Source organism: Sphingobium xenophagum NBRC 107872 (assembly GCF_000367345.1).
In the GTDB taxonomy this organism is placed as follows: domain Bacteria; phylum Pseudomonadota; class Alphaproteobacteria; order Sphingomonadales; family Sphingomonadaceae; genus Sphingobium; species Sphingobium xenophagum.
In genome coordinates, this window is record NZ_BARE01000010.1 from 77,031 (window position 1) to 97,346 (window position 20,316).

The window sequence follows — 20,316 nt, forward strand, 5'->3', positions numbered from 1 at the left end:
AATGGTGCTGCCGGTGAGGATTGAACTCACGACCTCAGCCTTACCAAGGATGCGCTCTACCACTGAGCTACGGCAGCACTATTTCATGTCCGCGGGCCTGTTCGGCCTGCGGAGCCGGGCCTATGGCTGTGCGCGCCGCCCTTGTCAAGGCGGGTTGCGGCGGATGCCACATTTTGCTTAAGGCCATGCCATGACGAGCGAACAGGATGACCGCAAGGCGCGGCTGGCGCAGGCGTTGCGCACCAATCTGCGTCGGCGCAAGGCGCAGGCGCGGGAAGTCCTGCCTTCGCCGCCCGCGCCCGATAACCCCAAGGATTAAAGCGGCGCGCAGGCGCTCTCCAGCCACGCCTTCGCATCGCCATCCAGCTGCGGCCCGACGACCGACAGCACCTTGGCATGATAGGCATCGACCCATGCCCGCTCGTCGGGGCTGAGCAGATCGAGCGCGATCAGATGACGGTCGATCGGGGCGAAGGTCAGCGTTTCAAAGCCCAGCATCGGCTTTTCCGCGCCCGCAATGGCGCGCTCCTCCACCAGCACCAGATTTTCGATGCGGATGCCATATTCGCCCGTCTTGTAATAGCCAGGCTCGTTGGACAGGATCATGCCTGCCTGCAACGGCTCGTCGCCGCCGCCGAACGTCGCGATCCGCTGCGGTCCTTCATGCACTGACAGGAAGCTGCCAACGCCATGGCCGGTGCCATGGGCATAATCCAGACCGTGCGCCCAGAGGAACTGCCGCGCCAATATGTCGAGCTGCCCGCCACGCGTCCCCACAGGGAACACCGCGCGCGCTAGGGCGACATGGCCCTTCAGCACCAGCGTGAAACGCTCCTGCATCTCGCGGCTAGGCGCGCCGATCGCCAGCGTGCGGGTCACGTCGGTCGTGCCGTCGCGATATTGGCCGCCCGAATCGACCAGATAGAGCGTGCCCGTCTCGATCGGGCGGTTGGTCTTTTCCTCGACCCGGTAATGCACCACCGCGCCATTCGGGCCGGCCCCGCTGATCGTGTCGAAGGACAGATCCTCCAGCAGGCCGGTTTCCTTGCGGAACGCTTCCAGCCGGTCGGCGGCGGTCATTTCGGTCTGGCCGCCCTTGGGCGCTTCCACGGACACCCAGTGGAGGAAGCGGCTCAAGGCTGCGCCGTCACGGGCCTGCGCCGATTTGTGCCCGGCAATCTCGATCGGGTTCTTGATCGCCTTGGGCAGGATAGCAGGATCGCGCAGCGGCAATGTGGTCGCGCCGCCACTGTCGAGCGCCTCGAAGATCGCCGCCACCGCGCGTTCGGGATCAGCCACCACGCTTTTGCCCGCAAAGCCCGCCAGCGCATCGGCAAAAGCGGCGCGATCATGCACCCGCACGGCATTGCCCAGATGCTTGGCGACGGCTTCGTCCATCTTTTCGGGCGCGACATACAGGTCCGCGGTCGCGTCGGCATGGACGATGGCATAGGCGAGCGCCACTGGCGTCCGGTCCACGTCCTTGCCCCGGATGTTGAAGGTCCAGGCAATGGAATCCAGCGCGGAGAGCACTGCGGCATCCGCCTTTTTCCCGACCAGCCAGTCAGCCATCGCCTGCCGCTTTTCCGCCGCGCTTTGCCCGGCATAGCGATCGTCATGGACGACCAGCCGCGCGTCGCTGGGGGCAGGGCGGTCGGGCCACACCAGGTCGATCGGGTTGGTGTCCACCGCCACCAGCGTCGCACCCTTGTCCGCCAGTGCCGCGCTCGCCTGCTCCACCCAGGCACGGGTATGGAGCCAGGGATCATAACCGATCCGCCCGCCCGCCGGGGCATGGGCCTTCAGCCAGTCCGCGATGGAGGTTTGCGGGACGCTCTCATATTGCCACAGCGCGCCGTCAACCTGCTCGCGCACCTGCAACGTATAGCGGCCGTCGACGAAGATTGCGGCCTGTTCCGGCAGCACCACGGCGCTGCCCGCCGACCCCTGGAACCCGGTCAGCCAGGCGAGGCGCTGGGCGTAGGCGCCGACATATTCGCTCATATGCTCGTCGGTCAAAGGCACGACGAAGCCGTCCAGCCGGTCGCGCGCAAGCTGGTCGCGCAGGGCGTTGAGACGGTCTTGATAGGTGGACATTCATGCTTCCTTGCGTATCGGCCCTCTTGCGCAGGCCATAATGACAACAACATAAGCAGGCTGTGGCCTATATGCCAGCGCCCGCCTTGTTCTCGCAGATGGATAGTGAATGACCGTAAACACCATGTCGCCCGTTGCCGCTCCCGTCGCGTTAGCGCGGCCGCATAGCATTACCCATCATGGCATCACCGTCAGCGATGATTATGCCTGGCTGCGCGATCCGGGCTATCCCGATGTCAAGGACGCGGATGTGCTGGACTATCTGGCGCGGGAAAATGCCTGGTTCGAGGCGGCGATGGCCCCGCACAAGGGGCTGACCGACGCGCTGTTTGCCGAGATGAAGGGGCGCATCAAGGAAGATGACAGTTCCGTTCCGCAAAAGGATGGCGACTATATCTACTGGCGCGCATTCGAAACCGGCGCGCAATATCGCAAATGGTATCGCAGGCCCGTGGCCGCCAAGGACGACGGAAGCGCTGACCAGCTGATACTGGACGAACCGGCGCTGGCGCAGGGCCATGACTATTTCCGGCTGGGCGCGATGTCGGTTAGCCCGGATGGCCGCTATCTGGCCTATGCGATCGACAATGATGGGTCGGAACGGTTCGAGGCGCGGATCAAGGATCTTTTTACCGGCGAGATTTTGCCGGAGTCGATCCCCGACACCTTGTCATCGCTGGTGTGGACGTCCGATAGCAAGGGGCTGCTCTACGGCCTCGCCAATGAAAACTGGCGGACCGACAATGCCCGGCTGCACTGGCTGGGGCAGAGCGTCGAGTCCGACGTCGAACTGTTCCACGAGGCCGATGAGGGGTTTCGCGTCTCGATCGGTCTTACCTCGTCGGAAAAATGGATCGTCATCGCGACGGGCGATCATGTGACGACCGAAGCCTGGCTGATTCCCGCCGATAATCCCACCGCGCCGCCCCTGCTCGTGTCCGCGCGGCAGGCGGGCCGGGAATATGATGTCGATGAACATGAAGGCACGCTCTACATCAGGACCAACGACACCCATCCCAATTTCCGACTGGTGACAGCCACGCTGGCAGCGCCCGGTCAATGGACGGAGGTGATCGCGCCCGATGCGCATTTCTACCTGACCGATTTCACCCTGTTCAAACGCTTCTACGTCACGGAAGGGCGGCTGGACGGCCTCGATCAGATCGAGCTGCGCGATTATGCGACGCACACGCCAAAGCGACTGCCATTCCCGGAGGCAAGCTATTCCGCGTCGCTGGATGACAATCCCGAATATGACGTGACGGTCCTGCGCATCGGCTATGAATCGATGGTCACGCCCGACACGATCTTCGACTATCATATCGCGCAAGGGCGGTTCGAGCTGCTCAAGGTACAGGAAATTCCGTCAGGCTATGACGCCAGCCGCTACGCGACCGAGCGACTGATGATCCCGGCGCGCGACGGCACGCAGATTCCGGTGTCGATCGTCTATCCCGCCGGTCTGCCGCGCGATGGCAGCGCGCCGCTGCACCTCTATGGCTATGGCGCCTATGGCATGGCGATGGAGCCGGGTTTTTCGACCGGGCGGCTGTCGCTGCTGGATCGCGGCTTTGCCTTTGCCATCGCCCATATTCGCGGCGGCGATGATCTCGGCCAGCAATGGTATCTCGACGGCAAGCTCGACAAACGCAACAACACCTTCACCGACTTTGTCGATGTGGCCAGGGGGCTGATCGACCTTGGCTATAGCAGCAAGGGACGGATCAGCATTTCGGGCGGCTCGGCGGGCGGCGAACTGATGGGCGCAGTCATCAACAGCGATCCCGATCTGTGGGGCGCGGTGGTGGCGCATGTGCCGTTCGTCGATGTGCTCAACACCATGCTGGACGAAACGCTGCCGCTGACGCCGGGCGAATGGCCCGAATGGGGCAATCCGATCGAGGACAAGGCAGCGTTCGAAACGATCCTGGCCTATGACCCCTACGCCAATGTGAAGGCGCAGGATTATCCGCCGCTGATGGTGACCGCAGGGTTGAACGATCCGCGCGTCACCTATTGGGAACCGGCCAAATGGGTGGCCAAGCTGCGCGCGACCAAGACGGACGACAATGTCCTGCTGCTCAAGACCAATATGGGCGCGGGCCATGGCGGTAAATCCGGGCGGTTCGAGAGCCTGCACGAAAGCGCGGAGGAGTTTGCCTTCATCCTGTGGCAGATGGGGATGGCTGGGGCGTGATATTTTTCCAAATCCGTTCGGTTCGGGCAGCTTCAAACGAAGTCGAGAAGCGCCCGACAAGAACAAAGGTGTCGAGAATTGTTCTCGACAGGCTCGAACCGAACGGAGGATAGAGATGGCTTCGTCCTACACCACCCAGATCACCGCCCAGCCGGCCGACATCGACATACTCGGCCATGTCAACAATGCGGTCTGGGTCCAGTGGATGGAGCAGGTCGCAACCGAACATTGGACCCATGATGCCGACCCGGCGCATGTCGAAGCCTATGTCTGGGTCGTGACCCGTCACGAAATCGACTATCGCGGCAATGTGGCGGAGGGCGAGACGGTGACGGCCCGCACCTGGATTCCCGATGCCCCCCGCGGCGCACGCTTCGACCGGCTGATCGAATTCAGCGGTCCCGATGGCAAGGTGAAGGTCACGGCCAGATCCACCTGGGCGATCGTGGATAAAAGCACGGGCCGCATATTGCGCGTGCCGCCGGAGGTGGCGGCGAATTTTGTGGATTGATGGGGGACCACTCCCTCCGCTCGAAACGAACGGATAAAAGGTTTATTCCCGCACCACCTCAAACACATCCCCAATCCCCGGTTCGACCGGCATATCCTCCCGCTCGGCCGCCTGCCGGTTCCACATCACGGCATAGAGGCCGTCCGCCCGCACCAGATCAGCGTGGCGGCCCCGTTCCACGATGCGGCCCTGGTCCAGCACGATGATTTCGTCGGCGTCGACCACCGTGGACAGGCGGTGCGCGACGATCAGGGTGGTGCGTTTGCGGGAAATGTTGCGCAGCACGTCCTGAATCTCGTTTTCGGTGCGGCTGTCTAGCGCGCTGGTCGCTTCGTCCAGCACCAGCACTGGCGGGTCTTTGAGCAGCGTGCGGGCGATCGCCACCCGCTGCTTTTCCCCGCCCGACAGTTTGAGACCCCGTTCGCCCACGCGCGTATCATAGCCCATCGGCAGGCCAAGGATGAAGTCGTGGATCGACGCGGCTTTGGCTGCGGCCTCGATCTCCGCCTGGCTCGCGCCCTCGCGGCCATAGCCGATATTATATCCTACCGTGTCGTTGAACAGCACCATATCCTGCGGCACGATACCGATCGCCGTGCGCAGCGACGCCTGCGTCACGCTGGCGATGTCCTGTCCGTCTATGCTGACCTGGCCCGATTGAATATCGTAGAAACGGAACAGGATGCGCGCGATGGTGGATTTGCCCGCGCCCGACGGCCCCACGATCGCCAGCGTCCGCCCGGCAGGCACGGTGAAGCTGACATCGTGCAATATCTCGCGTTCGGGAGCATAGCCAAAGCGTACATGATCGAACCGCACTTCGCCGCCCGACGCGATCAGGGCAGGCGCGCCGTCCACGTCGGCAATCTCCTGCTGCGTGTCCATCAGCCGGTACATCGCTTCCATGTCGATCAGGCCCTGCCGGATCGTGCGATAGACCATGCCGAGCAGGTCCAACGGCCGGAACAGTTGCGCCAGCAGCGTATTGACCAGCACGACATCGCCGGTGGTGAACTGCCCGCGGCTCCACCCCCACACGGTATAGGCCATCGCGCCCGCCATCATCAGGTTGGTGATCAGCGACTGGCCGATATTAAGCCAGGCCAGGCTATTCTCGCTCTTCACCGCCGCCTGCGCATAACGGCGCATCGCCGTGCCATAACGATTGGCTTCGCGTTCTTCCGCGCCGAAATATTTGACTGTTTCGAAATTGAGCAGGCTGTCGACGGCATGGGCGACAGCGCTGGTGTCCATGTCGACCATGTCGCGGCGCAACTGGTTGCGCCATTCGGTCACGGTGCGGGTGAACCAGATGTAAAGCGCGACCATGGCCAGCGTCACGACGACCAGCCATGCACCGAACTTCACGAAGAAAATGACGCAGACCGCGATCAGTTCCAGCACGGTGGGCGCGATGTTGAACAGCAGGAAATAGAGCATCGTATCGATGCTCTTGGTCCCGCGCTCGACAATCTTCGTGACCGCGCCCGTGCGCCGGTCGAGATGGAAGCGCAGCGACAGGCGGTGCAGGTGGACGAACACATCGTCGGCCAGCCGCCGCCCGGCTTCCTGCCCGACCTTTTCGAACACCGCATTGCGCAGATTATCGAACAACACGCTGCCAAAACGCGCGCCTGCATAGACCGCGACCAGCGCGATCGCCAGGCTGGCGGCCGGTTCCATCCCCGGCACCATCCGGTCGATCGCGGCCTTGTAGGCAAAGGGCATGGCCAGGCTGATGACCTTGGCCGCCAGCACGCACAGCATGGCGACGACCACCCGCCGCCGCAGCGCTGGCGCATCTGCCGGCCACAAATAGGGCAGGAACCGCCGGAGCGTTGCCCAGACGGGAGGCAATGGCGCGGATATGGGCATGTCAGGCGGCATAGGCGCTATGTAGAGCGCGGCGCCAGATTATCCAGCGGTGGTTTAGAGGGTGCGATAACACACCACATCCGTTCGTTTCGAGCGAAGTCGAGAAACCAATGCACAGCGTTTCTCGACTTCGCTCGAAACGAACGGCTAGTTGGGAAACGGCATACCCCTACCGCCCGAATTTCTTTTGGGTTTTGCCATAGCGCAACTTCCGCGTGCCCGGCTTGCCTTCGGTCGCGCGTCCCTTGGGCGCTGCCACCTGTTGGTCGTGCGGCAGGCCCAATTCCTCCGCCTCCAGCTTGCGGATTTCGTCCCTGATCCGTCCCGCTTCCTCAAATTCCAGGTCAGCGGCGGCGGCGCGCATCTTCTTTTCCAGATCCTCGATATAGGCGCGCAGATTGTGGCCGACCATGTGGGGCCGGTCGGCATCGCCGGTTTCTACCAGCACGCTATCCTTGTTGGCCACATGAGCGATGATGTCGCCGATGTTGCGCTTGATCGTCGTCGGTGTGATGCCATGTTCGCGGTTATAGGCTTCCTGCTTCTCGCGCCGCCGCCCGGTTTCGTTCAGCGCGCGTTCCATGCTGCCGGTGATCCGGTCGGCATAGAGGATCACCCGTCCGTCCACGTTCCGCGCCGCGCGCCCGATGGTCTGGATCAGCGAGGTTTCGGAACGCAAAAAGCCTTCCTTGTCCGCGTCCAGAATGGCGACCAGACCACATTCGGGAATGTCCAGCCCTTCACGCAGCAGGTTGATGCCGATCAGCACGTCATAGACGCCAAGCCGCAGGTCACGGATCAGTTCGATCCGCTCCAGCGTCTCGACATCGCTATGCATGTACCGGACCTTGATTCCCGCCTCATGCATGAATTCGGTCAGATCCTCCGCCATCCGCTTGGTCAGCGTGGTGACCAGGGTGCGATAGCCATTGGCCGTGACTTTGCGGCATTCGTTGATCAGGTCGTCCACCTGATCCTCGACCGGCTTGATCTCGACCGGGGGGTCAATGAGGCCGGTGGGGCGGATCACCTGTTCGCTGAACACGCCGCCGGTCTGCTCCATTTCCCATTTGCCGGGCGTGGCGGAGACGCTGACCGTCTGGGGCCGCATGGCGTCCCATTCGTTGAAACGCAGCGGACGGTTGTCGATGCAGGACGGCAGGCGGAAGCCATACTCGGCCAGCGTGATCTTGCGCCGATGGTCGCCGCGCGCCATCGCGCCGATCTGCGGCACGGTCTGGTGGCTTTCATCGACGAACAGCAGCGCGTTTTCGGGGAGATATTCAAACAGGGTCGGCGGCGGTTCGCCGGGCAGGCGGCCAGTCAGGAAGCGGCTGTAATTTTCGATCCCCGCGCATGATCCCGTTGCTGCGATCATCTCCAGGTCGAAATTGGTTCGCTGCTCCAGCCGCTGCGCCTCCAGCAACTTGCCCTCGCTCTCCAGCTCCTTGAGCCGCTCGGCCAGTTCGAAGCGAATCGCCTCCATCGCCTGCTTCAGCGTCGGGCCGGGGGTGACATGGTGGCTGTTGGGAAAGACTTTGACATAATCGAGGCTGGCGACCTTCTTGCCGGTCAGCGGGTCGAACTCGACGATGGCCTCAATCTCGTTACCGAAAAAGGATATGCGCCAGGCGGTATCCTCATAATGGGACGGGAAGATTTCCAGATTGTCGCCCTTCACCCGGAAATTGCCGCGCGCAAAACCTGCGTCGTTGCGCTTATACTGGAGCGCGACCAGCTTGCGGATGATCTCGCGCTGATCCTCTATCCCGCCTTTCTTCATGGAAAAGGTCATGGCCGAATAGGTTTCGACCGAGCCGATGCCATAGAGGCAGGAAACCGACGCGACGATGATGCAGTCGTCCCGTTCCAGCAGCGACCGCGTGGCCGAATGGCGCATCCGGTCGATGCTCTCGTTTACGCTGCTTTCCTTCTCGATATAGGTGTCCGACCGCGCCACATAGGCTTCGGGCTGGTAATAATCATAATAGCTGACGAAATATTCGACCGCATTGTCGGGAAAGAAGCTTTTGAACTCGCCATAAAGCTGCGCGGCGAGGATCTTGTTGGGAGCCAGGATCAGCGCCGGGCGCTGCAACGCCTCGATCACCTTGGCCATGGTGAAGGTCTTGCCGGAGCCCGTAACGCCCAGCAGCACCTGATCGCGCTCGCCTGCCAGTGCCTGTTCCACCAGTTCGGGGATCGCGGTGCATTGGTCGCCCGATGGCTCATAATCGCTCACCAGCTTGAATGGGCGCCCGCCCTCGCTCTTGTCCGGTCGCGCGGGGCGATGCGGCACGAAGCTGGTTTCGGTGTCGGGCTCGTCGAGCGTGGTGCGGATCTGGATGGCCATGGGGGCAATATGGGGTGTTTGCGTCAGGACGCAATTGACGTCAGGGCTTCAACTCGAACGCGCCTTTGGGCGGGGGTGGATAGATGACAGGCTTGTCACCGAAACGCGCGCGCAGGGCTTTGCGGCGGCGCTCTGGATCAATCTTGTCAACATTCACTTCTTCTGGATATTTCATGCTGACGTGAAATTTTTTGTCGACGATGGCATATTCCAGAACCGACCAGCGCATATTTGGCGCTTCCGGTTCGAGATACCAGGCCTTAAAGAGAAGGTCAGACAAATAGGCATCTTTGGGATCATACCAGCGCACCAGATCGCCTTCATCCTTGAAAATACTGGGTCTGACCCATCCGTCACCAATTTCCGCATAGAGGAATATGCCGTCAGGATCACCACCAACGATATGAGCAAGCTCGTGCCCAATGTCGTTCATAATTGGTCCGAGCAAATCCAATTTATCTTCCGGCATGTGCTTTGCCTTTCGCTTCGTTGTCGAAGTGTTGAATATTTGGCTCTCCGTCCACATACCATTTGACGGTAAGGCTATAGGGTCGTTTGGATGTTCCGTCATATAGCGGAACGATATTGACGGTGACTTTCTTTCCCGCCCGTAAGTCTTTGGCCCAGCCATCTTCCATGGCGCGATAAGCGCCACGGTTGAAATTCCGGTCCTGGGCGAAATGGTTGACGCTGTCGCCGGGACCGTTGAAGCGGGCAGCGATAAAATGACCGCCATCATCGCCAGGACGGCGATCTGGCTGACCCGCCTGAGCCTGAGCACGCCGTGAGCGTGCGGCAATCGGGCCGTCTGTAAGCTCAGCGACGACTTCCCTCGGTCGCGCAATGACATCAATATGGAAATCATAGCCATTCTTCGTCTCCTTGCGCCAGTCGTTGTCGAGGATCTGGCTTTCCAGCGACGGTGGATCAGCGGGGTCTGGCGGTGATTTTCCGCCATGCGTATCCATATAATGCGCCAAGGCCAGAAACCTGTTCTTGGCGGCCCGTCCGGCGTCCAGATAGGCCTGATGCCCATCCATTTCGGGGAAAATTTTGCAATGTCGCACCGGCTTGATATGCTCGGCTATCCACGGCCCAGCCCATGCCGACGCGATGAGGGGAAAAGCGATGATCAGAGCTGTATTTGCCGCCGCCACCATGACCCTGTTGCTCGCTGCCTGCGGCGACAAGACCAGCGACGCGCCAGCCAATGGCGGCGCGTCCATGACTAAGGAAGAGGTCAAGGCTGCGGTCGACAAGGTGCAGTTGAAGGCGGGCCAGTGGGAAGGGCGCTTCACCGTGCAGGATATCGACCTGTCCAACATGCCCGGCGCGCCCGCTGGCATGAAGGACCAGATGAAGAGCATGATGAACCAGACGTCGCTCAAATATTGCGTCACGCCTGAAGAAGCGGCCAATCCCAGTGGCGAGATGTTTTCCGGTCAGGAAAACAAGGATTGTACCTATCAGGGCTTTGCCGTCAGCGGTGGCAGCGTGAAGGGGCAGGTGTCGTGCAAGGCGGATGGCGGCACGATGCAGGCCAGCATGTCGGGCACCTATGGGCAAGAGGCCTATTCGATGGACATGGACATGAAAATGGCGGGCGGCCCCAATGGCGCGGCCATGGCGATGAAGGCGCGTTCCGAAGGCAAGTGGATCGGCCCTGACTGCACCAGGGCGGAATAAGTCTCCACGCATTTCCGCTTGCGCTTTGTGCGCGACGGGTAGAGCCTCTTGCCTGTTCCGACCAAGAGAACAGGGGAGAGGTTATGCGAAAGACCGTGCTGGCGGGGATGCCGCTTGCGATCATGCCGCTCGTAACGATGTTGGCCCTTGGTGGCTGTAGCGAACCGGCCCCGGCGCCGGAAGTCGAGGAAACGCCGATCCTGATGCAGGCGGGCGAGTGGGTGCTGACCCGCAAGACCACCGGTTACAACACGCCGACCGTCACGCCGGAGCAATATCAGGCGGCGCTCAAGCAGACGAGCGAGGATAAGGTCTGCCTTTCGGTCGATGCCGAAGGGTTGCCGGACGTTGCGGCGATGGCAGGCAAGGATGGCACGGACTGCACCTATAAGGACAAGATGGTCCGCAAGGGCCGCATGATCGCGACCCTGGCCTGTACGGCGGGCAAGGGCACGTCGGAAATTGCGCTGGAAGGCAATTATACCGCTGACACGCTGACGCTGGGCGAAACCATGACGCAGTCGGAAAGCGGCGGCGCGGTGCTGCGCGCGACCTATGACCTGTCGGGCAAGCGGATAGGCGACTGCCCCAAGGGTTGACGCCGGGCAGGGCGCTATTCCAGCGCCCTGATCGCGCGCCAGTCGCACTGTCGCTTGCGCTTTGATCCCTTGTCCTGCGCCACGGCGGTGTAGGGCGGCACCAGCAGCGACTGGCCGATCCGCAGCGGGGCGAAGCGCTGGCGCTCTATGCCTTCGCACGCCAGGAACAGGTCCAGCATACGGGGCGGCGTATTCCATTGTTCGTAGGACAGGTGGAACGTCCCCCAATGGATCGGGATCGCGGTCGACGCGCCCAGCCGTTTGAACACCTCCACCGCCTGTTGCGGGCCGATATGCGCGTCCGACGCCATCTGCCCCTTCCAGAAGCGGAACGCGCCGATGGGGATCAGGGCCAGCCGGATCGGGCCGAAGCGTGCGGCTTCATAGGGCCAGCCCATGTCGCCCGCGCCGGTGTCGCCTGCAAAGAAGATGTTGCCCGCGCGGGTCTCGATCAGAAAGCTGGACCAGAGCGCGCGGTTGCGATCCGTGCCCCAGCGGCTGCCCCAATGATGGTTGCGGGTCACATGGACGCGATAGTCGGGGCAATGTTCGTAATTGCCGCACTGGATCACTGCCTGCGGGGCAAGCCCGTTGAGCGCCGCGCCGCTGACCGACTGGCCCCAGTCAAGCGCGGTCGACGGGATGCCGTGCGCCTTCAATATCGTCTCATTGCCCAGGCTGGTGACGATCCTGGGCCGGTCGCGCTCCCATAGTCGTTTCAGCGTCGGCAGGTCCATATGATCATAATGATTGTGGCTCAGGACGATCAGGTCGATCCGGGGCAGGTCATCGAAGCCGACGCCCGGCGGCGCGATCCTCTTGGGGCCGAAGGGGGGCAGGGGGCTGGCATGGTCCGACCAGATCGGATCGGTCAATATGTTGATGCCCGCCGCCTGCACTAGCACCGTGGCATGGCCCACCCATGTCGCCACCATCCCGCGCGGCGCGGCGAAGGGCGCGGGGCGGGCAGGCTTGACGGCGATCGCGTCGGGCCATTGTGGCCGGTCGTCATGGCCCAGAAGCCAGTTGGCGATAAAGCCCCGTCGGCTCGTCCCCGGCGGGGCGGGCACGTCGATCACCCCATCGGGATTGAAGAAATGCGCGCCGTCATAATGACGGCTCACCGGCCCTTCATAATAGATGCGGTCGAGGAAGGGCGGCACGATCGTGACGGCCAGGCACAGGGCGACCATTGCAAACAGCAATGTCACCCCGATGCCCTTCACGAATTTGGCAATCACTCCGCCGCGATGCCCGCCGCCTTGAACATGTCGGGATCGGTTGCTTCGTCCGCATTGGCGGGCGTTGCGCGGGTCTTGCGGCGGTCGAACGCGTCCCAGACCTCGTTCCACTGGCCGCGTGTCGCGCCCTTTGAATATTCGGTCGCGCGGGTTTCAAAGAAGTTGGCATGTTCGACGCCATTGAGCATCGGGGTCAGCCAGGGGAGCGGATGCTCGTCGATCATGTAGATGGGTTTGAGGCCCAGCTGGCCCAGCCGCCAGTCGGCGATATAGCGGACATATTTCTTGATGTCCTTGGGCGTCATGCCCGGCACCGGACCCATTTCGAACACCAGATCGACAAACGCATCCTCGATACGGACGGTTTTCTGGCACATGTCCATGATGTCGTCCTTGACCGAAGGGGTCAGGCACTGGCGTTCGGCGCAGAAGGCGTGGAACAGCTTGATGATGCCCTCGCAATGGAGCGTTTCGTCGCGGATCGACCAGGTGACGATCTGCCCCATGCCCTTCATCTTGTTGAAGCGCGGGAAGTTCATCAGCATCGCGAAGCTGGCGAACAGCTGCAACCCTTCGGTAAAGCCGCCGAACATGGCGAGCGTGCGGGCAATATCCTCGTCCGTGTCGACGCCGAACTGCTGCAGATAGTCGTGCTTGTCCTTCATCTCCTTATATTGGAGGAAGGCCGAATATTCGCTTTCGGGCATCCCGATCGTGTCGAGCAGATGCGAGTAGGCGGCGATATGGACGGTTTCCATGTTGCTGAACGCGGTCAGCATCATCTTGACCTCGGTCGGCTTGAACACGCGGCCATATTTTTCGTGGTAGCAATCCTGCACTTCCACGTCCGCCTGGGTGAAGAAGCGGAAAATCTGCGTCAAAAGGTTGCGCTCATGATCGGACAGCTTCTGCGCCCAATCACGGCAATCCTCGCCCAAAGGCACTTCTTCGGGCAGCCAGTGCAGCTGCTGCTGCCGCTTCCAGAACTCATAGGCCCATGGATATTCGAACGGCTTGTAGACTTTGGAGGCTTGGAGAAGGGACATGGTGAACCTCAGTTAAACTTGATTGTTGTAATGCCCTCAACTGGGCCAAAAAATCCAAATGCCATCGCAGCCACAACCAATAGGAAAATTGGCGCAAATATCATCTGTATCAAACCAATTCGCTTGATCTGTCGAACCGACAGTTCCGAGCCTTGAACTGGCTGACCAAAAATCCTGCGCCCGCCGAACGGATTGGCAGTCATCCGTGCAAACCTTAAGCCGTTCAGGAAAACGCCCAACGCAATCAACATCGTAATTGCGAGAAAGGCTAGACCATCAATCACGACATTCTCCTAATCGGTCAAAGTACCACTTTGACCGAAATTACTGGCAGGCCAGGCACTCGTCATAATCGGTGCTGCCGCCGGCCAGTTCGAACTTGGGTGCGTCGATCGTGTTGTCGGCTTCCACGCCGCCCGCGAAGCCGGCGCGCTGCACGCTCTTGGACCGCAGATAGTAAAGCGACTTGATGCCCAGTTCCCACGCGCGGAAGTGGAGCATCAGCAGATCCCATTTCTCCACGTCGGCGGGGATGAACAGATTGAGCGACTGCGCCTGGTCGATATAGGGTGTGCGGTCGGCGGCCAGTTCGAGCAGCCAGCGCTGGTCGATTTCGAAGCTGGTCTTGAACGTGTCCTTTTCTTCCTGGCTCAGGAAGTCGAGATGCTGGACCGAGCCGCCATGCTCCAGGATCGAGTTCCAGACATTGGTCGAATCCTTGGCCTTTTCGACCAGCAATTTTTCCAGATAGGGATTCTTGATCGAGAAGCTGCCCGACAGCGTCTTGTGGGTATAGATGTTCGCCGGGATCGGTTCGATGCAGGCCGACGTGCCGCCGCAGATGATGGAGATGGACGCGGTCGGCGCGATCGCCATCTTGCAGGAGAAACGCTCCATCACGCCCTGATCGGCAGCATCGGGGCAGGGGCCGCGCTCGATCGCCAACTGCATCGAGGCTTCGTCCACCTGGCTCTTGATATGCTTGAACATGCGCAGGTTCCACGACTTGGCCATGGCCCCTTCGAACGGGATACCGCGCGCCTGCAGGAAGCTGTGGAAGCCCATGACGCCAAGCCCGACCGATCGTTCGCGCATCGCGCTATATTTGGCGCGCGCCATTTCGGGCGGCGCGCGGTCGATATAGTCCTGCAGCACATTGTCGAGGAAACGCATGATATCCTCGGCAAACAGCTTCTCATCCTTCCACTCGTCCCAGGTTTCCAGGTTCATCGAGGAAAGGCAGCACACGGCGGTGCGGTCATTGCCGAGATGGTCGCGACCCGTCGGCAGGGTGATTTCGGAGCAGAGGTTCGATGTCGAGACTTTAAGGCCCAGGTCGCGATGATGTTTGGGCATCATGCGGTTCACCGTGTCGTTGAACACGATATAGGGCTCGCCCGTGGCCAGGCGGGTTTCGACCAGCTTCTGGAACAGCGCGCGGGCATTGACGGTGCCGCGGATCGACTGGTCCTTGGGGCTGCGCAGGTTGAAATCGCTGCCGTCGCGCACCGCTTCCATGAACTCGTCGGTCAGCAGCACGCCATGATGCAGGTTCAGCGCCTTGCGGTTGAAGTCGCCGCTGGGCTTGCGAATTTCAAGGAACTCCTCGATTTCCGGGTGCGACACGTCAAGATAGCAGGCGGCGGAACCGCGACGCAGGCTGCCCTGGCTGATCGCCAGCGTCAGCGAATCCATGACGCGGACGAAGGGGATGATGCCGCTGGTCTTGCCGTTGAGGCCAACCGGCTCGCCAATGCCGCGCACGCTGCCCCAATAGGTGCCGATGCCGCCCCCGCGCGAAGCCAGCCAGACATTCTCGTTCCAGGTGTTGACGATGCCTTCCAGGCTGTCGTCCACGCTGTTGAGATAGCAGCTGATCGGCAGGCCGCGTCCGGTGCCGCCGTTGGACAGGACCGGGGTGGCGGGCATGAACCAGAGACGGGAGATATAGTCATAGACGCGCTGGGCATGCGCCTGATCATCGGCATAGGCCGCCGCCACGCGGGCGAACAGATCCTGATAGCTTTCGCCGGGCAGCAGGTAGCGGTCGTTCAGCGTGTCCTTGCCAAACTCGGTCAGCAGAGCGTCGCGCGACGGATCGGTCACGACGTCGAAGCGTCGTTCCTGCACCGAGGAAGAGGACAAAGGTTCGGCCTTGGTCGGCGCGACAGGCTGTTCGCTCACCCGGTCCATCACATCATCCATCACAGTCGCCACGTCGTTTGTACCACCCTGTCCACTATCACGAAAATCCATGTACGCCCCCGAATGTTCCCGTTCCGTTCGATTCGGTCAAGCGGTGTTCGGCAGGTGCCAACACCCTAGCAGATACCGTATCGCAACGGGGTCGAAATGGGACCAACTGACGGGATTGCAGGGACAAAATCCCCCTTGCGCTGAAAACCGGTCCAGCGACGCAATCACTATCTGTTGGGTGACCCCCGTTTACCCGATACCACAGATAGTGCCATAGCCTGTTTTACGCGCAAGAGGGTAAATGACGGTTTAGGGACTCAATTCGTCGCTGTTCCGATTCCGTTCATCGCTGTTTCTACCCGTTGCGACGCAGCGACGCGTGGACTTTCCTCGTTCCCCCGAAAGACAAGAGCGAAAAGCGGAATAAAAAATAATTTTGGCTTGCCACGCAAATGCGTGGGCGCACGCAAAAGGGGCTATGGTGTCGCCTCCGACTGACTGCCCCGTTCCCCCTACGCAGAGGCCGACCGATGATTCTCTATTATCACCCGCTCTCTTCCTATTGCTGGAAAGTGCTGATCGCCTTTTACGAAAATGGCACGCCCTTCACGCCGCGCATGCTGGAGGGCGAGGGAGTGGCGCAGGAATGGCTGGCGCTTTGGCCGATCGGCAAATTTCCCGTATTGCGCGATTCGACCCGCGACATGACCGTCGCCGAAGCCAGCATCATCATCGAATATCTGGCGACGCATGAGCCGGGCACCTTCCGGCCGATACCGCTCAACCCCGACGCTGCGCTACAGGTGCGGATGATGGACCGGCTGTTCGACAATTATGTGATGACGCCGATGCAGGCGATCGTCGCCGACCGGCTGCGCCCGGCCGACTCGCGCGACCTTTATGGCGTAGAGCAAGCGCGCGCCCTGATCGCAAAGGCCTATGCCTTGCTGGAAACGCGCATCGGCGCGCAGGGATGGGCGGTGGGCGACAATTTCACCCTGGCCGATTGCGCGGCGGCCCCCGCGCTTTTCTATGCCGACAGGATCGCGCCGATCGGCAGCGATCATCCTCGCCTCGCGGCCTATCTCGCCCGGCTCGTCGCGCGGCCCAGCTTCGCGCGGGTGCTGATGGAGAAGGAACCATGGTGGCCGATGTTCCCCTTTGCGAACGGCTAGGCCTCCCCTCTCTGGACAGGCGGGCGATTCCTGACTAGCCGCTGCCCGAGCAGGAACCCGCCGTGCAGGGCCGGGCCGCAGACATAAGGGATTTGGGTAAGATGACGCTCATCAAGACCGCCGACCTGATCGAGAGCGTCGCCGACGCGCTTCAGTTCATCAGCTATTATCACCCGATGGATTATATCCGTGCGCTGGGCAAAGCCTATGAGGCCGAACAAAGCCCGGCGGCCAAGGACGCCATCGCCCAGATCCTGACCAACAGCCGCATGTGTGCGGAGGGGCATCGCCCGATCTGCCAGGACACCGGCATCGTCAACGTGTTCGTCAAATGGGGCATGGAATGCCGCCTGGACGACAATAGCCGGTCGATGCAGGAGGTGATCGACGAAGGGGTGCGCCGCGCCTATCTCAACCCCGAAAACCGCCTGCGCGCCTCCATCCTGCGCGATCCCGCGTTCAGCCGCCAGAATACCAAGGATAATACGCCCTGCGTCCTGTCGGTCGAAATGGTGCCCGGCAACAAGGTGGTCATCGACGTCGCGGCCAAGGGCGGCGGCAGCGAAAACAAGACCAAGTTCAAGATGATGAACCCCAGCGATTCGATCGTCGACTGGGTGCTGGAGATGGTGCCGCAAATGGGCGCGGGCTGGTGCCCGCCCGGCATGCTGGGCATCGGCATTGGCGGCACCGCGGAAAAGGCGGTCGCCCTGGCTAAAGAAAGCCTGATGGACGCGATCGACATGGGCGAGCTCAAGGCGCGCGGACCGCAGACCGAGATCGAGAAGATGCGGGTCGAGATTTTCGACAAGGTCAATGCGCTGGGCATCGGCGCGCAGGGTCTCGGCGGCCTGTCCACCATCCTGGACGTCAAGATTTACGACTATCCCTGCCATGCGGCGGGCAAGCCCGTGGCGATGATCCCCAATTGCGCCGCCACCCGCCACGCCCATTTCACGCTCGACGGCTCCGGCCCGGCCTATCTGGAAGCGCCCAAGCTGTCCGAATGGCCCGACGTCAACTGGACGCCGAGCAAGGAAGCGATCCGCGTCGATCTCAACACGCTGACGCCGGACATCGTCCAGGGCTGGAAACATGGCGACCGGCTGCTGCTGAACGGCAAGATGCTGACCGGGCGCGACGCTGCGCACAAGCGGATCAAGGACATGCTGAGCCGCGGCGAGAGCCTGCCGGTCGATTTCAAGGGCCGCGTCATCTATTATGTCGGCCCGGTCGATCCGGTCGGCGACGAAGTGGTCGGTCCTGCCGGTCCCACCACCGCAACGCGCATGGACAGCTTCATGGACATGATGCTGGAACAAGGCCTGCTGGGCTGCGTCGGCAAGGCCGAGCGCGGGGTCGCGGCGACCAAAGCCATCGCCAAGCATAAGAGCGCCTATCTGATGGCGGTCGGTGGTGCCGCCTATCTGGTTGCCCGCGCGATCAAGGGGGCCAAGGTTGTGGGCTTTGAGGATCTGGGCATGGAAGCGATCTACGAATTCGATGTGCAGGACATGCCCGTGACCGTCGCGGTCGATAGCGAAGGCCAGAATGTCCACCATCTCGCCCCGCTGGTCTGGCAGGAGAAGATCAAGCGCGAAGGGTTGCTCGAAAACGCCTGATGCAAGCCGCCCCCCCATGCCGTGCGTGGGGGGATCAGCTAATCGCACCAACCTGGATCAAGGGGCCGGAACCCCGGCCGCTACACGGCATTGTCTCCGCACCTTCATGCCGGAGCCAGTCCCATGTCCTTCACGCAACTCGACCCACCCTTGCCCGTCCATGTGGAGGGCAAGGGGAAGGGCTATGCCTTTGCCGTCATCGATTATGGGCAGGAACATAATCTGATCTGGGTCACCGGCCTGTCCGACAGCGGCGAAATCTGGTGCGCGCCCAATCCGCTGGTGCGGCTGGAGGGGAACTGGACGATGGGGCGGAACCTGGCACACCATGTACCGCCAGGCGTCCAGCCCAGCTAAACGCAAACAACTGTCTGGCAAGCGCCATACACCGCTGTTATCCTGTCCCCCATGACGGGGGAAATCGACGCGGCGGGGGACGCCATCACCGGAGGCATGATCGCGCGCGCGGTCGAGCCGGGGCATGGCGAATCCGATCATGATGGCCATGGCAAGTGCCTCAATTGTGGCGCGGAACTGACCGGCGCCTATTGCGCGCAATGCGGGCAGGCGGCGCATCTCCATCGCAGCTTCGGCGCGATCGGCCATGATCTGGCCCATGGCGTGCTGCATTTTGAAGGCAAGATATTCCGGACATTGCCCGAACTCGCGCTGCGTCCGGGTAAGCTGACGCGGCGCTACATCCATGGCGAGCGCGCGAAGTTCGTGTCGCCCTTCGCCCTGTTCCTGTTCAGCGCCTTCCTCATGTACGCCATCTTCTCGCTCACCAGCGGCCATGGCGCCGGCGCGGGCAAGATGGTGCAGATGGACGATGGCGCCATCGCGGAACTGCGCGCCGAAGAGGCCAGGGCCGACGCGCGGATTGCGAAGATCGAAACACGGTTGAAAGAGCCCGGCCTGACGCCGAAGCGGCGCGAGAAGCTGAACGAGGATTTGAGCGAGGCGCGCGAGGAGCGCCAGGGCATGACGCTCGCTGCCAACATGACGCAAACCCTGCGTGGCGAGGGCATGAACGGCGGGGTCGCGGCCACGGTGGGAGAGGTCGTTAGCGCGGCGGCGAAAGACCCGGAACTGGCCTATTACAAGCTCAAGGCCAATGCCTATAAATTCTCCTGGGCGTTGATCCTGTTTTCCATGCCGTTCGTGTGGCTGCTCTTCCCGTTCAACCGCCGCTTCAAAATGTACGACCATGCGATCTACGTCACCTATTCGATCGCTTTCATGTCCCTGCTCTTTTCATTGTCGATGTTGTTGTCGGCGCTGCATGTCACCGCCGGACTGGTGACGACGGCGCTGCTGCTCTACGCCGCTTGGCATATGTATCGGCAGATGAAGGACGCCTACAGCCTGTCGCGCTTTGGCGCGATGTGGCGGCTGCCCCTGCTCTATATGTTCGCCTGCGTGGCGCTGGCGCTGTTCTTCACCATGCTGGTGATGATGGGATGACGCCGGGCGTCCGGCGGCCATAGCAGCGCGATGATCACGTCCCCGATCTGGTTGCCCGCGACGCTGATGGCGGGCGGGATGCAGGCTTGGCGCACGGCCGTCCAGCGGCGCGTCAGCCATAGCCTGTCGCTCAATGCGGCGGGGCTGGTGCGCTACCTTTACGGACTGCCGTTCGCTATTGTGTTGCTGGGCGGATATTGGCTGGTCAATCCAGCGCCTCTGCCTGCACTCGGGCCGTTGTTCCTGCTTTTGGC

General features: G+C 61.7%; 18 protein-coding genes, 1 tRNA gene and 1 pseudogene. 10 read left to right on the forward strand and 10 right to left on the reverse strand.

What is annotated here, in order from left to right; translation table 11 throughout:
- Nucleotides 1-2: 2 nt before the first annotated feature.
- Nucleotides 3-77: transfer RNA gene (locus tag SX1_RS05765), tRNA-Thr, on the reverse strand.
- Nucleotides 78-190: 113 nt separating this feature from the next.
- Between SX1_RS05765 and SX1_RS24770 the strand changes: the two genes are divergently transcribed.
- Nucleotides 191-319, forward strand: coding sequence for a hypothetical protein (locus SX1_RS24770; RefSeq protein ID WP_019052295.1), 129 nt, complete (start codon nucleotides 191-193; stop codon nucleotides 317-319).
- Here SX1_RS24770 and SX1_RS05775 read toward each other — a convergent pair.
- Nucleotides 316-2,097, reverse strand: a complete 1,782-nt coding sequence (locus tag SX1_RS05775; protein WP_019052296.1) for an aminopeptidase P family protein — start codon at nucleotides 2,095-2,097, stop codon at nucleotides 316-318. The two genes, SX1_RS24770 and SX1_RS05775, sit on opposite strands and share 4 nt — an antisense overlap.
- 109 nt (nucleotides 2,098-2,206) lie before the next feature.
- On the opposite strand from SX1_RS05775, the gene SX1_RS05780 reads away from it, so the two are divergent.
- Together SX1_RS05780 and SX1_RS05785 are read left to right on the forward strand one after the other, a co-directional pair.
- Complete coding sequence (locus tag SX1_RS05780) at nucleotides 2,207-4,294, forward strand: S9 family peptidase (protein ID WP_019052297.1); 2,088 nt, start codon at nucleotides 2,207-2,209, stop codon at nucleotides 4,292-4,294.
- A 115-nt stretch (nucleotides 4,295-4,409) separates the two neighbouring features.
- Nucleotides 4,410-4,805, forward strand: coding sequence for an acyl-CoA thioesterase (locus tag SX1_RS05785; RefSeq protein WP_019052298.1), 396 nt, complete (start codon nucleotides 4,410-4,412; stop codon nucleotides 4,803-4,805).
- 42 nt (nucleotides 4,806-4,847) lie between these two features.
- On the opposite strand, the gene SX1_RS05790 is transcribed toward SX1_RS05785, so the two are convergent.
- The 4 genes from SX1_RS05790 to SX1_RS05805 all read right to left on the reverse strand — a co-directional run bounded on the left by SX1_RS05790 (nucleotide 4,848) and on the right by SX1_RS05805 (nucleotide 10,193).
- Nucleotides 4,848-6,692: an ABCB family ABC transporter ATP-binding protein/permease gene (locus SX1_RS05790; RefSeq protein ID WP_019052299.1), complete on the reverse strand. Its 1,845-nt coding sequence runs from the start codon at nucleotides 6,690-6,692 to the stop codon at nucleotides 4,848-4,850.
- Between the two features lie 157 nt (nucleotides 6,693-6,849).
- Complete coding sequence (uvrB, locus tag SX1_RS05795; RefSeq protein WP_017184280.1) at nucleotides 6,850-9,033, reverse strand: excinuclease ABC subunit UvrB; 2,184 nt, start codon at nucleotides 9,031-9,033, stop codon at nucleotides 6,850-6,852.
- 40 nt (nucleotides 9,034-9,073) lie between these two features.
- Nucleotides 9,074-9,502 carry a hypothetical protein gene (locus tag SX1_RS05800; RefSeq protein WP_026149541.1) on the reverse strand — a complete coding sequence of 143 codons (429 nt, stop codon included), beginning with the start codon at nucleotides 9,500-9,502 and terminating at the stop codon, nucleotides 9,074-9,076.
- On the reverse strand, nucleotides 9,489-10,193 hold the full coding sequence (locus SX1_RS05805; protein ID WP_019052301.1) for a DNA/RNA non-specific endonuclease: 705 nt from the start codon (nucleotides 10,191-10,193) through the stop codon (nucleotides 9,489-9,491). Before SX1_RS05805 ends, SX1_RS05800 begins: the two co-directional genes overlap by 14 nt.
- Here SX1_RS05805 and SX1_RS05810 point away from each other — a divergent pair.
- Nucleotides 10,162-10,719 carry a DUF3617 domain-containing protein gene (locus SX1_RS05810; protein WP_043145337.1) on the forward strand — a complete coding sequence of 186 codons (558 nt, stop codon included), beginning with the start codon at nucleotides 10,162-10,164 and terminating at the stop codon, nucleotides 10,717-10,719. The two genes, SX1_RS05805 and SX1_RS05810, sit on opposite strands and share 32 nt — an antisense overlap.
- Nucleotides 10,720-10,802: 83 nt before the next feature.
- The gene (locus SX1_RS05815) at nucleotides 10,803-11,318 is read left to right on the forward strand and encodes a DUF3617 domain-containing protein (RefSeq protein WP_019052303.1); all 516 of its coding nucleotides are present in this window, start codon (nucleotides 10,803-10,805) and stop codon (nucleotides 11,316-11,318) included.
- Between the two features lie 14 nt (nucleotides 11,319-11,332).
- Here SX1_RS05815 and SX1_RS05820 read toward each other — a convergent pair whose 3' ends face one another.
- From SX1_RS05820 to SX1_RS05835, 4 genes are read right to left on the reverse strand one after another with little or no spacing between them, the layout of a single operon-like run.
- The gene (locus tag SX1_RS05820; RefSeq protein WP_167539635.1) at nucleotides 11,333-12,511 is read right to left on the reverse strand and encodes an MBL fold metallo-hydrolase; all 1,179 of its coding nucleotides are present in this window, start codon (nucleotides 12,509-12,511) and stop codon (nucleotides 11,333-11,335) included.
- 44 nt (nucleotides 12,512-12,555) lie between these two features.
- Nucleotides 12,556-13,605, reverse strand: coding sequence for a ribonucleotide-diphosphate reductase subunit beta (locus tag SX1_RS05825; RefSeq protein ID WP_019052305.1), 1,050 nt, complete (start codon nucleotides 13,603-13,605; stop codon nucleotides 12,556-12,558).
- An 8-nt stretch (nucleotides 13,606-13,613) separates the two neighbouring features.
- Nucleotides 13,614-13,889: a hypothetical protein gene (locus SX1_RS05830; RefSeq protein WP_019052306.1), complete on the reverse strand. Its 276-nt coding sequence runs from the start codon at nucleotides 13,887-13,889 to the stop codon at nucleotides 13,614-13,616.
- 40 nt (nucleotides 13,890-13,929) lie between these two features.
- A complete protein-coding gene (locus SX1_RS05835) occupies nucleotides 13,930-15,861 on the reverse strand; it encodes a ribonucleoside-diphosphate reductase subunit alpha (RefSeq protein WP_037514163.1) in 1,932 nt (643 codons plus the stop codon).
- A gap of 470 nt (nucleotides 15,862-16,331) precedes the next feature.
- Here SX1_RS05835 and SX1_RS05840 point away from each other — a divergent pair, with 470 nt between their 5' ends.
- The 5 genes and pseudogenes from SX1_RS05840 to SX1_RS22415 all read left to right on the forward strand — a co-directional run.
- Nucleotides 16,332-16,976, forward strand: a complete 645-nt coding sequence (locus SX1_RS05840; protein WP_019052308.1) for a glutathione S-transferase family protein — start codon at nucleotides 16,332-16,334, stop codon at nucleotides 16,974-16,976.
- 101 nt (nucleotides 16,977-17,077) lie between these two features.
- Nucleotides 17,078-18,598, forward strand: a complete 1,521-nt coding sequence (locus tag SX1_RS05845) for a fumarate hydratase (protein ID WP_017181988.1) — start codon at nucleotides 17,078-17,080, stop codon at nucleotides 18,596-18,598.
- A 123-nt stretch (nucleotides 18,599-18,721) separates the two neighbouring features.
- Nucleotides 18,722-18,955: a hypothetical protein gene (locus SX1_RS05850; RefSeq protein WP_019052309.1), complete on the forward strand. Its 234-nt coding sequence runs from the start codon at nucleotides 18,722-18,724 to the stop codon at nucleotides 18,953-18,955.
- Nucleotides 18,956-19,006: 51 nt separating this feature from the next.
- Nucleotides 19,007-20,062 (forward strand): DUF3667 domain-containing protein, encoded by a 1,056-nt coding sequence (locus SX1_RS05855; RefSeq protein ID WP_019052310.1) that lies wholly within the window; start codon nucleotides 19,007-19,009, stop codon nucleotides 20,060-20,062.
- A 30-nt stretch (nucleotides 20,063-20,092) separates the two neighbouring features.
- A pseudogene (locus SX1_RS22415) lies at nucleotides 20,093-20,316 on the forward strand (EamA/RhaT family transporter); the annotation flags it as partial.